Below are 15,561 nucleotides of genomic sequence, written 5' to 3' on the forward strand. Positions count from 1 at the left end.
GTGCCAGATTATTAAGCCAAGATGTTGAAAACCTTTACATTTTCACTCTTCTATAACTGGGTAAATGTGAGGTCTCGTTGACTAGCCGTTCTTCTTTCTTCTTTCTTCTGACTCGGTGACTCGGTGACTCGGTGACTCGGTGACTCGGTGACTCGGTGACTCGGTGACTCGGTGACTCGGTGACTCGGTGACTCGGTGACTCCTATCCCATGGCTTACGCTATCAGCAAACCCTATGTAACCAAAAAGTGCAAAAAATCGTCTAATTAGATACAATTTATTAACATTAAGAGAAGTTTTGGAGAATAACATGGTCTTATTAAAAGGCTTTGAGATTGAGATGTACACTGGTACGCCTCAAGGTGAAATTGTGGGACTATCAGACAAAATTATTGCGAATCTAGATGGGTTTATGCGTGAGCCAGATAGTCGTAATGTGGAGTACATAACTCAACCATCCATGAATTATGAAAATCTATTATGCGCTTTGCTACGCCCACGAAAAGAGTTGCGGAATTACCTCCAAAGCTTGGATAATTATACTTTGATACCGGGTAGTACATTATCTTTGCAGGGAAGCAATCACTTTTTGCGTTCTGACCCTACCAATCCCTATCATGACTACATTGAACAAACTTATGGGACAAAAGTAGTTACTGCCAGCGTGCATATCAATATCGGTATCAGTGACCCAGAAATATTAATGCGTGCCTGTCGGGTTATCAGAATGGAAGCACCTTTATTCCTGGCCATGAGTGCCTCATCTCCTTTCTTAGATGGTCAAACTACTGGTTATCATTCCACACGCTGGGGACTATTCCCCCAAACCCCTGATCATGTCCCCTTGTTTGCTAGTCATGCCCATCATATTCAATGGGTAAATGAACAATTAGCCGCTGGAGCAATGCAAAATGTCCGGCATTTATGGGTATCAGTGCGCCCAAATGGCGATCGCCGTCCTTATGACCTAAATCGGTTAGAATTGCGAATTTGTGATTTAGTGACCGATCCTATTGCTTTATTAGCGATGACTGCTTTATTAGAAGCACGGTTAATCCAAATTATTGACAACCCGACTATTGATCCTTTAACTCAAAGTCCGTTTTCTCCCGAAGAATTGATTACCTTAACCATGAAAAATGAAATGGTTGCTGCAACTGACAGTCTTGATGCTAAATTACAGAGATGGCAAGATGGTAGCAGTATTCTTGCTAGAGATTGGATAGCAGAAATCTATCAAGATGTTTGGAGTATTACTAAACAACAGGGCTTTAGTTGTTTCCTATCCCCCTTGCAAAAAATCCTGCGGGAAGGCAATGAAGCTCAACAGTGGTTGCAATTACATAAGGTCGGCGTTGATATTCAACGTGTGATGACTCAAGCGATTCTTGCTACCCAAGAACGGGAAACTGAACTAGAAAGCAAACTATGTTCATCTATCAGGGAATAGCAAGAGCGACGAGGGAAGAGGGAAGAGAATGTTTTCAGTCATTATAAAAATAAGAAGTAAGCAAATTATACAAAGAATATCACGAATTGATTGCGTCCTTGTTGTTTAGCGCGGTAGAGTGCTTGATCAGCTTGTTCAATTAGAGTAGCTTCTGATAATTCAGCAGCAGGTATTTGGCTAGTTATACCAAGACTAATGGTTACTGTATCACTTACTTTTGAGGCTTGGTGAGGAATGGCTAAATCTTTAATTGCATCATGAATCCGTTGGGCGATCGCCATTGCTCCTATAATATCAGTATTAGGTAAAATCACCGCAAACTCTTCTCCACCATAAGGTTCTTAGCGGTACTTTGGTGAATATTTTAGCAAACCAGTTGGCGGAGTGATCATTCATTCTTAAATAATCTTTTCCTCCACGGGACGTTCTATATCATCCTCACCCAAATACTCGCCATTTTGGATTTCCAAGATTATCAAAGGAATCAAACCGGGATTTTCTACCTTGTGCAGTGTGGCTGCTGGCACATAAGTTGATTGATTGTGATTGAGTAATATTTCTTGATCTCCACAAGTTACCCTAGCCACGCCAGAAACCACTACCCAATGTTCATGACGATGGTAATGGATTTGGGCTTTAATGCCATGTTTAGGCTTGATTTCTACCCGACTGATCCGATAATTTTGTCCTTCTTCGATAACTTCCACATAGCCCCAATAGCGATTTCCTGCATGAGACGAATTTATACTCAGATTTGATAGTATTTCCACTTCGTTTTGATTCATACAATTTTACCAATTACTTATTACTTATTACCTATTACTACCCTAAACAGAAAAAGATTTATTAGTTAATAATAGCTTGTAAAATTCTAACGCAGGTAAGGCTGGACTATATATAAAACCTTGAATTGCATCACAGCTATTTTCCCGTAAAAGTGCTAATTCTGCTTCAGTTTCCACCCCTTCAGCAATAATTTTCAGATGAAGATCATGTCCTAATTGAATCAAACTTTTTGTAATTGCTGCTTTGCGGTAATCATTATTAATATCTTTGATAAAATCACGATCAATTTTGAGTGTATCCATTGGTAATTGTTTAAGATACATTAAGGAATTATTGCTAACTCCAAAATCATCAATGGCAATTTTTACTCCAAAAGAGCGTAATTTTTCCATGGTAGTTATAGCCAAATTCATATCTTCCATAATCATTCTTTCTGTTAATTCAAGCTCTAAACAATTTGCTTGAATATTATGGCTAGATATCAAATTAATAACTTTGGGAATTAAATTTACTTGATTAAATTCAACTGGTGAGAGATTAACCGCTATCGTTAAGTTATGAATGCCAATATCTTGCCAAATTTGCATTTGCTGGCCAACTGTCTTGAAAACCCAATTACCAATATCAATAATTAATCCATGAGACTCTGCCAAAGGAATAAATTCCTGTGGTGATATTCTTCCTAACTCTGCATTCTGCCAACGCAACAGACTTTCTGCGGAAGTAATTCTGCCAGTATTCATATCAATGATTGGTTGGTAATGAATCTCAAAACCCTCATAATTTTTCTCTTTTATTGCCAGTTTCAACTGATTTAAAACTAGCTGCATTCTCGATGTTAATTTATGAGAAATAGTCGACAAATTCTTCTTTAAATTTGCATATTTTTCCAACTTGTTCAAAACAGCACTCAATAATTCAGCCCTGGTAAATGGCTTAGTCAGGTAATCATCTGCTCCCATATTCATCCCTTGACGGAAATCAGATTTAGCAGCATTAGCAGTCAAAAAAATGAAAGGGATAGTTGATGTTGATGGCTCTTGACGTAATGCTTTTAATACGCCATAACCGTCTAGTTCTGGCATCATTATGTCACAGAGAATTAAATCTGGATATTCTGATATAGCCATCTCTACACCTATTCTACCATTAGCAGATGCTACGGGTTCAAAATTCTCAGTTTCTAGTAGATCTAATAAATTATCTCGTACTGATTCCTCATCTTCAATAACTAGAATTTTCGACATAATTAACCTCATTTTTATTTTGATTATTTACAAAAGAAGGGAACTCTTAACTGGGAACAGATAAGAAACACTCATTTGCACCAGTTTAGAGCTTCAGTCAAAAAAAAGATGTTTTTACAAGATGCGTAGCCCGAAAAAAACAGTGTCATTATTTCAATCTCATGTTTTTAAACATGAGTTTTTCCTGTTCCGGTGTGCCTATTCCCTGTTCCCTCTGAACTACCATATCTTGATTTTGATAAGTAATACCGCAGGAGGGAATTTAGAATTTAGAATTTAGAATGAATACAGGATTCAGCTTTTCACAGATTTGGAATGGTTCATTAACTTACGTCGGACTGTACTAGGTTTATACTCTAATCTAATAAATATGTATTAACCTTACCAGGTATCAAAACATCATTTAACATTTATACCATTTCTTTGCCGCACATTTAATCTTCTTTCACCAAAACGGATTAGTCGTTCAATAGCTAAAAGTCGGTTTTCCCAAACTTTAACCTGATAGGCATAGGGTTGATTTTTTGCTTGCATCTGTGAAAATTGAGACTGGACGTTATTGAGAGCTTCCCTGACTGTAATTAAATTAATGGCAGAAGGTACGGATGCTAGTTGATTTAACGCATCCTGTAAATCCTGATCCAGCTTTTTAAACTCAGCAGAGGTCATTGCAGATATAGGCAATTGACCATTATTTTCTACCACTTGCCATTCTCTCTGCAAAGCTGCATAACGAAAGGCCGCAGTGCGAAAAGGTTGACGCTGGGGCATAGGTTCATTTTTAATCCCTTGGGTACTATTAAACATTTGTTCTAGTTCAGGATTAAAATTTTCCGCTGCAAACAACGCATAACCATTAACTGGCAAGTCTCGCAGCAGTTGCAGTTGATCAAATGCACCCATAGTTGGTAATGATAATAGACGGATTCCCGGAATTAACAAAGTAGCACCCAATTTTGTAGAATTAATCCAGGGTTGGGCTAATCCTTGAAACCGAGGTGTATCCAAAGCATAGGTCATGGGCATAATTAAATCTATATCTCCTCTTCTGGCCCATACTTCCCAATGTTGTTGAATTTTTTCTATGCGTTCATATTCTGGTAAGGGAAAAACGGCTACTGAGAGAATGAGAGTGTTACGTTTTTTTCGTAATGTCTGCGATAGTTCAGCTACAAAACTATCAACCTGTTGAGTCCGGAATGCTGTCCACTGTTGCCACAAATCCCGTTGATTGGGAGAGATATTTAAGGGGTCAATCCCCGTTTGTTGTTGAAATTGCGCCCTTGCTGCTTTACCATAGCCATAGCTGCGACCAACAAAGGGGTCTTGGAAAGGATAACGAATATAATCTAAATGGATACCATCTACTTGATACTTGGTAACAATTTCTGTATACAGTTTGATTAAATACTCTCGGACTTGGGGATTAGCTGGATCTAAAAAAGGTTTAGTTTGACCAACGGGAATAATATTACCTTTATTGTCATAATTAGCCCAATCAGGATTTGCTGCTAGTACGGGTCCTAAATAATCAGGATTAACATTAATAATTTCATTATGACGGCTATTACCAGCGGCAAATACCCACACCCAAGCGTGTAACTCCATCCCCCGTGAGTGAGCTAGTTTTACAGCACTTTCTAGGGGGTCCCAACCACGAATCAAGGGGTTTTGTTGGGGTGCTACCTGACTGGGATAAATAGGATAACTAGCATTGATGGTTTCCAGAAAAATGGTATTAATTCCGGCTCGTGCTAGTTTATCAAATATTTTGGCTAATTCGGCTTCATTACCTGCTTTAATAATCGTGCCTCTGTCTAACCAAATTGCCCGAATTTCTGGTTGTGCTAATCGTTGATTAACTGGAAATTGCTGCCATAAATTTGCTTTAGCTTGTAACCATGTCTGCCGCGCTAGAGCATACTTTTTTTGTTGGATTAATAAGGGGAGATTTTTGGTTGTTTCTCTAGCTTTTGTGAAGGTTTCTGCTAAGTTTGCTGTTTGTTGGTTGGAAGATGCTGTTTTTATTGTTTCTGTTTTTTCCAAGGGGGAAGTCGTGGCACTATTATTGATATTTTTATAACTATTATAAGCTGATACTGCTAGATGGGTACTTTCTATTCTACCAATGAGATTTTCTAATTCTTTTTGCAAGGAAATTGCTTCTTTTTGATCAATCGGTTCGTTAGAATTGGGTATAACATCTAAACGGACATTTTGTTCTAGTTGATTAATTGGATCAATTAAATTTTCGGTGGTGAGTTTAGAAACAATTGATAATCCTGTATTTTTAGATTCTGCTGGTAATTGGGAAGTAACAGTTGGTTTTTTAACAGTCTTTTTAACTGGTTGTAACTTAGCAGTAACAGTTGGTTTTTCAGAAGTTTGCAGTTTTGGGGGTTCAGTAATTAGATTGGGCTGACAATTTGGCGCAGGATTGGCAATTTTCTGTTTGCTATTAACTGGTAATTTTAAATAACGACTTAAAGATACTTTTAACCAAGCAATATCTAATCCCGCAGATGCTGCTGTATTTATTCCCCAATTCCAACCTAATAAGGTAGATTTTTCAGTTGTTAATATTGCTGTTAGACGATCTTTAGCGTTCCAAACGACTGTACTTTGAGTAGGAGAATTATTGGGAATAATTACCCCCCCTTTAATTGCACCAAACAATTCTTTTTGATTTATCCAATCAGGAACAGTGGTATTTGTAGGTTGTAGATTTTCAGTAGTATTTAAACTAAATCCCCAATAACCTCCTAAGAGTTTTCGTAATAATTGACGAACTCCAGGAGTGGATAAATTACCAACTGGTCCACTAGCGATTAAATATCCACCTTGACTTACCCATTGATCTAAAGCGATCGCCTGTTCCGTTGTCAATACCTCGACATTGGGCAAAAATAATACCTGTGGTTTACCCCAATCATCCTTATGTTTAACCTGACTCAAAGGAATCACACAATAGTTCACATTTAGCTTTTGTAATCGGTTGCTAATTCCTTGCCATTGTTCAGGATTATTTTGACTATTAACCACACTAAATACAGGTCTATCCTTAATAGCTTTAGCTGGCAATACACCCAAAACATTAAACAACAACAGATTAATATTTAAAATAACGAATCCGAATATTTTTTTAGTCATTAGTCATTAGTTATAGCGGTATGCACTTGAATGAGGTAAATCATAGCCCCCTCAGTGCTTGCCTACGGTGTACACACAAGTCTTCTAGAGTTGCCCCACAACGTTTAGATCCCCCCAACCCCCCTTAAAAAGGGGGGCTAAATTCTTCAAAGTCCCCCTTTTTAAGCTATCCATTACCCACATCTTTCTTAACAATCTTGAAACATTTATGTGGCAACGGTTTCAACGCTTGAAAATTTCCCTACTCTTGACAAAATGTACCTTATTCTTCTTGATAAAACCCTGATTTTATTGAGAATCATCAACGGAGGATTAAGGTTTGGGGTTTGAGAGCGATCGCTCTTATCGAATGTTAAGAAAGATCCCGGTAATGGATAGCTTAAAAAGGGGGGCTAAATTCTTCAAAGTCCCCCTTTTTAAGGGGGATTTAGGGGGATCGGATAACGTTTAGCATCCTGTCTAGAGATGTGTGTACACCGTAGCAGTGCTTGCGGGGAGGGGGTTGGGGGTGGGGTTCTTGTATCTCACTCAACAAAAGAAACGCTATATTAGTCATTAGTTAGAGAATAGGCAAGAATTTTGTAAATTATCAATCCTATTCAAGACAAGTATTGATTAATTCTTCAACTCCCGCTACAGGGAAAATACTGACATTTAATTCTTGAGATATTTCCTCTACTGTCATATCATCGAGAAATACCAATTCTCCATGCTTAAGCATGACACTAGGTAATAAAATTCCCTCTCCTAAATCTTGACCTTTTAAGTTCAAAAGTAAATCATGTCCGGTTAATAACCCAGTAACACTGATACTTTGTCCCCAATAATCACTACATAAAGCCCGCATATTCACTTCTAAACCTTGGACATTATTTAACTGTTGTACCAGGGGTTGAAATGCTGTTTCCACTGCATTACCAACAACCCAGGTTAATCTACGTTGATTGGTAATTTTTGGTGGTAATATTTCTCTGGCAATTTCGGTAAACTGTTTGATAAATAACCGAATTGAACCCACACCATTATCAATTTGTGGATATTCTTCATATTCAGCTTCTGTGGGTAATTCTTCCCCAGCAATTAAAAACCATTCGTCAGCTAACCATACTCCACTAGAACCAAATTTTTTCCTAAATTGCTGACAAAGTAATTTAACTTGAGAAATTACCTCTTGTGCCTTTTCTTTTGTCACAGGAATCAACTCATCTTCTTGAGGACGAAACCGCGTCAAACCCACAGGAACAACTGCTACTGATGCTACTGTTGGTAATTCTCCAGCATGAAAAGATGTTAAATCCTGTAATGTCCTTTCCAGATGTTCCCCATCATTTATACCAGGACAAACAACAACTTGAGCATGAATTTGTAATCTGCGTTCTTGAAACCATTTAATCTGTGATAATATTTCCCCACCTCGATTATTCTTTAATAGTCTAATTCTCACATCTGCTTCTGTAGAATGGACAGAAACATACAAAGGTGATAACCGCATTTGTTCAATTCTTTGCCATTCTTTGGCTGTTAAATTCGTGAGAGTTAAATAAGAACCATATAAAAAACTTAGGCGATAATCATCATCTTTTAAATATAAACTAGTCCGTTTTCCCGGTGGTTGTTGATCAATAAAGCAAAAGGGACAACGGTTATTACACTGAATTAAACCATCAAATAAAGCTGTATCAAATTCCAGTCCTAAATCCTCATCATCATCTTTTTCAATTTCTACATGATGGGTTTTTCCAGTGGTATCTAAAACTTCTAATTCCAGAATTTCATCAGCACATAAAAACTGATAATCAATTAAATCACGGGGTTTTGTGCCGTTAATAGCCACAATCGCATCACCGGCTGCAAAGCCAATTTCAGCCGCAATTGAGTCAGGAAGCACTTTAGTAATTTTAGCAGGTTGAATGGTAGTCATTAGTCAGTTGTCATTAGTCAGTTGTCAGTTGTCAGTTGCTAAGAGGATGTTTGATAGCTTGGGTTGTATCCAATACCTGTAGATCCCCTAAATCCCCCTTAAAAAGGGGGACTTTGATCTATTTATTCCCCCCTTGATAAGGGGGGGGTTAGGGCTGACAGGTGTAGGTTTTTAATATTCTCTGTAAAGGCAAGACCAGGAAGACAAGGAGGGATAGTAGACAAGGAAGATTTTATCCATAAAATACCCAATTTATGGTTTGTTTTATGACCAATCATCCATTTCTTGTCCGGTTTTCCTCCCTTGTCACCTTGTCTGCCTTGTCTTCCAAGTCCTGTCCTCACCCAATTGTAAAAAACCTACACCTGTCAGGGGGGTTAGGGGAGATCTGAGAGTTCTTGATCCACTATGAGAGACTTTTCAAACAACCTCTAAGGAATAGAGAGCATAAATTTTAGACAGAAGTTAATTAAAGATAACCTAAAATTTAATATCTCAGTCCATAAATACAAGGAATATTCTATCAGAATTATCCTTGCCAACCTGCGGCGATCGCTAATAATATAGAAATACCAAAAGCTAATCTATACCAAACGAAAACAAAGGTGTTTTTGGTTTGCAAGTATTTGAGTAAAAAGGCAATTGATAAATAAGAAAAAATAAAGGTAGAAATGATGCCAACAATTAACAAGATCAGAATATTATCAGGTAATTCTCCAGCTTGAAACAGCTTGAAGATTTTCAAACTTTTATATAAAGTCGCAATTGTCAAAGTGGGAAACCCTAACAAAAATGAAAATCTTGCTGCTGCTTCTCTTTCTAAACCTAAAAATAAGCCAGTAGTTAAGGTTGAACCAGAACGAGAAACCCCAGGAACTAAAGCTAAAGTTTGTCCTAATCCTACCAAAATACCATCCTTAATTTCCAAAGCATTAAAACCTCGTTTTCTAGTTCCCAATTTTTCGGCTAAACCTAATAATATTGCCATAATAACGGACATTATTGCAATAATTAACGAACTTTCTGGAATAACATCTTTCAACAAAAAACCAATAGTTAAAGCTGGAATTGTCCCAAAACCAATTCCCACAACAATTTTCCAGTCCTCACTTTCCCAGTCTTTAGTTTTAAAAGCTTTAATTGCACCTTTAACTAAACTGGAAATTACAGCCCAAAAATACCACAAAATGGCAACTACACTACCAAATTGAATAGCATCAACAAAATCTTTATCCCCCAGTTCTTTCCAACCAAATATCTTTGTTACAATTAATAAATGTGCGGTACTACTAATTGGTAAAAACTCTGTAATTCCCTGGACAATCCCTAAAATAAACGCTTGTATCACTCCAGGAATCAAATCAACTTGATTACTAACTGTTGTGCTGGATACTCCTACCTGTAGCAGTTGTGATGATAGTAAATTTATACTACTTAGGTCTAAGATAATTGTCATCAAATAAACTCCCAAGATCAATGCGTAATTCTAGCAAATTATCCAACTTTATTTAATCATGGTCAGTCTGGTTAGGCAAATATTATGGAACTTATAGATAAGGAACAGCAAAACTCAACAAAAAGGAACAAACCACGAAGGAACGAAGAACACGAAGTAAAGAAGGTTTCAAAGAGATTTTGCGTAAGTCCTCAGCATCACCCTGTAAATCCTTAAATCGGTGGATATCCTGATTCTGAAAATTAAGACTTGACAAGACGCGATTTTTAATTTATACTTATGTTACGAATGGAAATCTGTCCGCACATATATACAGCACTTCCCGATGTTATGAGGTACAAGAACCCCACCTCCAACCCCCTCCCCGCTTGCGGGGAGGGGGCTAAGATGTACCTCATAAGAGCAAAAACCGCTGTAGTAATATTTTCAACTAATAAATCTGAATCAGGATGTCCACCGATTTAAGGATTTACAGGATGTTAGTTTGAGTTAAGAATTTTTTTCGATTTAAAAATTCCTATGATGTAGGGATTTTTGATGGCTGATTTTTTGTTAATTCTGTATTAACTCTCACACTTGATAGAATTAATCATCAAATCAATATTCAAAACGTCAGACTTTAAACCAAAATCCTGTAAATCCTCAAATCCTGGTTATCCTGATTCAGACAAATAGTCAAAAGGGTGTAGAAACAAATATCCAGCCCTCTATAACTTTTAATTACTAAGGAATGAGGATTAAATAAAGTGCAAATCTTGATGGATGTAATTTAACATTAGGTTAGACGGTCGTTATCAAGAATTGTAAGTTAATAAATCCACGTTCCTAAGGGCTGAAACCCTGATATAGGAATATTTTGAAAATGGCTCAGGTCAGATTTGAACTGACGACCCCAGGCTTATGAGTCCCGTACTCTAACCAACTGAGCTACTGAGCCACGTTGTTTTATCAACTTATATTAAGATAGCATACAAATTTGCATCTGACAACTATCAATTTACAAATTTTTGCCTCAAAAATAAAAAGAGGGAGTATACCTCCCTCAATTAATTAGAAAATTAGGAATTACAGACGAGGGGGTAAGAAAGCGATAGGGTTAACAGCACTCTTCCCAGACGGATGAACCTCAAAATGGCTGTGAGGTCCAGTGCTGAAACCAGTGCTGCCCATAGCCGCAATTGTCTGACCTTGTGTCACTCGTTGACCAGGTTGCACCAAAACTCGGCTGTTGTGTCCATAGCGAGTCAAGCTGCCATCATCATGGCGGATATCTACAACGTTGCCGTAACCACCGCTATTCCAGCCAGCCTTCTCAACTACACCAGCAGATGAAGCATAAATGGGTGTGCCAGTTGAGTTAGCAATATCAATCCCTCTGTGCATTTTGCCCCAGCGCCAGCCATAACCAGAGGTAAGAACTCCCTTAGCTGGCCAAATATAGCCTGTGGCAGCAGAATTAGATGGGAAACTAGGATTATCTTCAGTGCTTCGAGGCAAGTGTATATCCACTGCTGCTATAGGTGGTAAAGCAGGAGAAACAGAAGTTCCTCGCAATTTTCCTAAAGAGTCAGACGCATTGGCACGAGCAGGAGGCACTGTTAACTTAATCCCAGATGAATTGCGAGGAGAATTCCATCTAGCACCAGTTTTACCAGGCAGGAATTCTGGGTTAATTGGCTCGTTGGTAGGAGCAGATGCTGTTACTAGAGTCTTAGGCAGTTGATTGCTGTAACTTGGCAATATTGCTTGAGGTATAGCAATCTGGATGGCATTTGCTTGAGATGCTACGGAATTACTGGATGATTCAACAGCAACAGATTGACTATTGTTTTCATAACCTGTAACAGCTATACCAGCTTGTTGAGCGCGGTATTTATAACGTAATCTCTCAATTTCTGCCTGCAAGCTGCGGATACGTTCATTACCTTTGGCTTTAGATACTTTTTGCACGGGTTTTTGTGACCCCTGCTTTTGGGAAAAAGTTCTTGGTAATGGAGCATCACCACCTAAGCCATAAGAGTCACTGGGAGTAGGTAAGGCTTTGGGAATAACAATAGGAATAGTAGTCTGCCCTTGGTTATCCGTCGCTATGGGCGCAGGAACATTAATCCGGTTAGCGATACTAGGATAATTATTCCGTTCTTGCTCCCCTGTCGCTACTGGCACTGGGATAGTTACACTATCAACAGCAGGAGTTTCAATCTGTTCTTGCTGCTGGGTTACTATTGCAGAAGGAACTGAAATACTAGTATTGTTAGCGACAAATGATCTAGGGTTAAAACTAGGAGTATTTAAAGAAGAATTATCTACTCTGCTAGAAGTTTCTAATACCTTATCCGGAGGAATAATTAACCGTTGATTAATTTGCAGTTGATTAGGATCGCTCAGACTATTAACTCTAACTAGCTCAGAAACTGAAGTACCGTAGTTGTTAGCGATTTCTGCTAAGGTGTCTCCAGGCTTAACTTGATATGTTGAGGGAGACAATTGAGCGACAACTTTTGTTGAGGCTGATGCAGGTATGGGTACTTGCTGTATCGTCGCACTTGTTTCTTTGTTCTGTTTCAACTGAGAAATAAGTTCTGATTGGTGAGAATCAGTCAAATTCTCAGATTGTTCTGGTACGGATTTATTTGCTACAGTGGTTGGCTGTGCTGCCTTAATCCCAGTTTTTAATGAATATTGGGTTTGTTCAGAGCGTAACTGAGCCAAACTATTTCTTAACCGGCTTGACTTTTCCTGTAAGCGGTTTAAAGCAAATTCTTGTTGTGCTTTTAGTTGGGCATCAACATTACCGTTGGCTAACTCCCCTGCTGGCAAATTTTGGGTACTGCCAGTAACCTCTTCCACTTTAGACAACTGTGTTGCTGTCTCAGGTAGTTGGTTACCCGTTGGTAATGTCGCCTGAACTGGGCGATCGCTCACTCCCTGTGATAGTTGTGAGGAGACAGAATTATTGTCGGCGGTTTTGGCTGGGGAAATTACGTTGGATGCAGTGCCTTCAACGGCTATGTTGTTGGTTGCAATTTGCCATTTAGCTTCAAGCCCAGGCACTTGTGAAACTACTGTTGGTTCCAATATACCGGAATTAGCAAACGCCCCTGCTGATGAGACGGTATGGGATTCCAGTTTAGTGGTGGCAAATTTCATCTCAGTCTCGGAAGCAGCCGACATTGTTGAAGCTGCTTTTTGACTGCCAACAGGAGCGGCTGCTTGGGCTTGATCGCTTTGTCGAGTCACCAAAAGGCTGGTTGCTCCCATTGATATTGCCAAGCCAATCATCGCTGCCCGATGAGTCCGCGCCCGGCGGGTCATTTTGGGATTGATCTCATAATTTGTTTGCTCTACCGGGGCATCATCGTTGCTGGGGGTATTGTTCAACACAGCCTTCTCTCTTTTTTTTAATGCTCGTTTCAAAGACGACCTCCTAATGATCACTAGCGTTCAACTGATCTTGATTTTTAAGTTGGATATTAATTCATGATTGATCTGATATCAAACCACATATCAAGATCACATTCACCAGAGACACTTACGCAAGATTAACGTGCTTCTCTGATTTAAACAAGTTCTACACCTTACTAAACCCTAAAGTTTTTCTGTGTTCTTGTCTAAGTCACTCCTCACAACCCCAAAATTTTCACTCTTGACTCATTTCTGTGGCAAAGCACAGAACTAAACAAATATCATAACTTGGCTAGGTCTATTGTCTCTATTAGTTCATGAGCTTCTACAATTTATGCAAAAGCAATGATCCCGCTATCGACATTTTCAAGATCTTTTGACTAAATCCGTTTTATCAATAGTAGACTTTACGTTTATTCTTCCCTAAAACACAACCGTATACAATACCTGCAATTTTTTTCTTGTTTTTGTTGTGTTTCTGAATACAAAGTTATCCAAATCATTGAGAGTAAAGGTTTTGGGTAATTTTATCTTTTTGAACTCATTAGCCCAGAATTAACTAAACTCTATCCTTGGTCTTGAGATCACCCTGAAAATATCTATACAAATTTCTTATGTTACTTTAAAGGGGCTTGTCAGTATTTACCATTATACACCTCTCGGCTGGAGTATGTTATACAACATTATTCTAACAGATTTCGGCGTGATTGATCTGGTAAATATGTTTCTATCACACTTAATCCCAAATTTTGATTGGTGAATATGAGTTATTGTAAATATCCTAACTGACGACGACATTCAAATAAACCTACGGCCACGCTGACTGATAGGTTCAAGCTCCTCACACCAGGTTCATACATGGGAATATACAAGGTGGAGTCACAAGTGGAGAGAATAGAATCTGGTAAACCTTCTGTTTCACTGCCAAAGTACAGCCAATCATCCGCTTGAAACTGAAAATTAATGTAGTTAAAATCACCACGAACACTAAAACCTAAGCGTCTACCCCCACGTTGTTTATGTACATTTTGAAATGTTTCTATGGATTCATGATAATGGAATTTAACGTAAGGCCAATAATCTAACCCAGCTCGTTTTAGATAGCGATCGCTAATTTCAAATCCTAACGGACCTACCAAATGTAATTCCGTGCCTGTAGCGGCACAAGTCCGGGCAATATTGCCCGTATTAGGAGGAATTTGTGGGTTGACTAAAACTATCTGGGGCATCTTTTTAAATCTAAATTGTATATTAGAGAAATTCTTGCTCTCTAAAAATCTACCAAAATGCAGAGGCGATAGATAGTTTTTTTTAATATGTACGAAGTATTTCCTATGGATTATTTTTTTAAATTATTTCAGAGAGTGATTTTTTCTAAAACCATCCGTCCTGTTCGAGAGTTTCGATTAATTGCAAGCCGCGAGGATCTCCTACCCCCAAGAGCGAGGCTTTAGTATCTGCTCTCACACCTAAATCTTTGTCCTCAGCAAAAGCTTGAATTAATGCATCTATGGCTGTAGCATAGACAACATTAGAAGGTAGTTCTTTACAAAGTTGGCCGATTGTCCAAGCAGAGTTACTGCGTACGCCAGCTATGGGATCTTTCACTAAAGCTTCTATCAGGGCAGGCATCGCGCCAACAATGGCTTCATAACCTACTACTGTCATCTGTGCTAGGGCGCTCGCAGCCCAGAGACGAACGGCGGGGATATCGGTTCTGAGGGCATCTGTGAGGGGTGGTAAGGAACGGCGATCGCGGCAATTACCCAAAGCCCACACGACACCTTTACGAACATAACCATTAAAATCGCGGTTGAGTTGCATAATTAATGGTTCTACGGCTTCCTGGGAGGGATTGCGACCGATACCATAAGCAGCACTAACTCGAACCAGGGGACAATTATCTGTGAGCAAATGGATCAGATGGGCTGTTGCCCGTTCATCTTGAATATCACAAAAAGCACGCGCTGCTAACATCCGTTGTTGGGGCTGGGGATTTTCTAAAAGTACCAGCATTAATTCCGGATCAGGTTTTGCCACTTCTGACTCAGCAGTAAGTGGTTCTAGTTGGTCTAGGGGGCTTTCTAGCTCCGCTTCGGCATCGAGTAGGCTTAGTTCGTATTCGTCGTACATAATTTTTACTGTAA

The 15,561-nt window shown here is 38.8% G+C and carries 11 protein-coding genes and 1 tRNA gene; 1 reads left to right on the forward strand and 11 read right to left on the reverse strand.

The features are described 5' to 3' along the window. Window positions 1-50: 50 nt before the first annotated feature. Entirely contained in the window at window positions 51-311 is a 261-nt protein-coding gene (locus EZY12_14965; protein QSX70857.1) for a hypothetical protein, read from the reverse strand. Here EZY12_14965 and gshA point away from each other — a divergent pair. Beyond that, a complete protein-coding gene (gshA, locus tag EZY12_14970; GenBank protein ID QSX66139.1) occupies window positions 310-1,449 on the forward strand; it encodes a glutamate--cysteine ligase in 1,140 nt (379 codons plus the stop codon). The genes EZY12_14965 and gshA overlap by 2 nt on opposite strands. A gap of 65 nt (window positions 1,450-1,514) precedes the next feature. Here gshA and EZY12_14975 read toward each other — a convergent pair whose 3' ends face one another. The 10 genes from EZY12_14975 to EZY12_15020 form a co-directional block, all read right to left on the reverse strand. Further along, a complete protein-coding gene (locus tag EZY12_14975; protein QSX66140.1) occupies window positions 1,515-1,763 on the reverse strand; it encodes a diguanylate cyclase in 249 nt (82 codons plus the stop codon). Between the two features lie 84 nt (window positions 1,764-1,847). Further along, window positions 1,848-2,234 (reverse strand): phosphomannose isomerase type II C-terminal cupin domain, encoded by a 387-nt coding sequence (locus tag EZY12_14980; protein QSX66141.1) that lies wholly within the window; start codon window positions 2,232-2,234, stop codon window positions 1,848-1,850. A gap of 42 nt (window positions 2,235-2,276) precedes the next feature. Continuing rightward, complete coding sequence (locus tag EZY12_14985; GenBank protein ID QSX66142.1) at window positions 2,277-3,482, reverse strand: EAL domain-containing response regulator; 1,206 nt, start codon at window positions 3,480-3,482, stop codon at window positions 2,277-2,279. A gap of 399 nt (window positions 3,483-3,881) precedes the next feature. Beyond that, window positions 3,882-6,632 (reverse strand): family 10 glycosylhydrolase, encoded by a 2,751-nt coding sequence (locus tag EZY12_14990; GenBank protein ID QSX66143.1) that lies wholly within the window; start codon window positions 6,630-6,632, stop codon window positions 3,882-3,884. Between the two features lie 595 nt (window positions 6,633-7,227). Next, window positions 7,228-8,553 carry a TIGR03279 family radical SAM protein gene (locus EZY12_14995; protein ID QSX66144.1) on the reverse strand — a complete coding sequence of 442 codons (1,326 nt, stop codon included), beginning with the start codon at window positions 8,551-8,553 and terminating at the stop codon, window positions 7,228-7,230. A gap of 529 nt (window positions 8,554-9,082) precedes the next feature. Next, window positions 9,083-10,009, reverse strand: coding sequence for an undecaprenyl-diphosphate phosphatase (locus EZY12_15000; protein QSX66145.1), 927 nt, complete (start codon window positions 10,007-10,009; stop codon window positions 9,083-9,085). Between the two features lie 863 nt (window positions 10,010-10,872). After that, window positions 10,873-10,946: transfer RNA gene (locus tag EZY12_15005), tRNA-Met, on the reverse strand. A 128-nt stretch (window positions 10,947-11,074) separates the two neighbouring features. Then, window positions 11,075-13,426 carry a peptidoglycan DD-metalloendopeptidase family protein gene (locus EZY12_15010; protein QSX66146.1) on the reverse strand — a complete coding sequence of 784 codons (2,352 nt, stop codon included), beginning with the start codon at window positions 13,424-13,426 and terminating at the stop codon, window positions 11,075-11,077. A 755-nt stretch (window positions 13,427-14,181) separates the two neighbouring features. Beyond that, a complete protein-coding gene (locus tag EZY12_15015; GenBank protein ID QSX66147.1) occupies window positions 14,182-14,643 on the reverse strand; it encodes a tRNA (cytidine(34)-2'-O)-methyltransferase in 462 nt (153 codons plus the stop codon). A gap of 145 nt (window positions 14,644-14,788) precedes the next feature. Continuing rightward, window positions 14,789-15,547, reverse strand: a complete 759-nt coding sequence (locus EZY12_15020) for a HEAT repeat domain-containing protein (GenBank protein ID QSX66148.1) — start codon at window positions 15,545-15,547, stop codon at window positions 14,789-14,791. Window positions 15,548-15,561: the final 14 nt, after the last annotated feature.

The sequence above is a fragment of the Dolichospermum sp. DET69 genome, assembly GCA_017355425.1.
Lineage (GTDB): Bacteria > Cyanobacteriota > Cyanobacteriia > Cyanobacteriales > Nostocaceae > Dolichospermum.

Bases quoted from the DNA above. Each gene is read 5' to 3' on its own strand.
- gshA (QSX66139.1), top strand. From the start codon at position 310: ATGGTCTTATTAAAAGGCTTTGAGATTGAGATGTACACTGGTACGCCT.
- EZY12_14965 (QSX70857.1), bottom strand. From the start codon at position 311: ATGTTATTCTCCAAAACTTCTCTTAATGTTAATAAATTGTATCTAATT.
- EZY12_14980 (QSX66141.1), bottom strand. From the start codon at position 2,234: ATGAATCAAAACGAAGTGGAAATACTATCAAATCTGAGTATAAATTCG.
- EZY12_14985 (QSX66142.1), bottom strand. From the start codon at position 3,482: ATGTCGAAAATTCTAGTTATTGAAGATGAGGAATCAGTACGAGATAAT.
- EZY12_14990 (QSX66143.1), bottom strand. From the start codon at position 6,632: ATGACTAAAAAAATATTCGGATTCGTTATTTTAAATATTAATCTGTTG.
- EZY12_14995 (QSX66144.1), bottom strand. From the start codon at position 8,553: ATGACTACCATTCAACCTGCTAAAATTACTAAAGTGCTTCCTGACTCA.
- EZY12_15000 (QSX66145.1), bottom strand. From the start codon at position 10,009: ATGACAATTATCTTAGACCTAAGTAGTATAAATTTACTATCATCACAA.
- EZY12_15015 (QSX66147.1), bottom strand. From the start codon at position 14,643: ATGCCCCAGATAGTTTTAGTCAACCCACAAATTCCTCCTAATACGGGC.
- EZY12_15020 (QSX66148.1), bottom strand. From the start codon at position 15,547: ATGTACGACGAATACGAACTAAGCCTACTCGATGCCGAAGCGGAGCTA.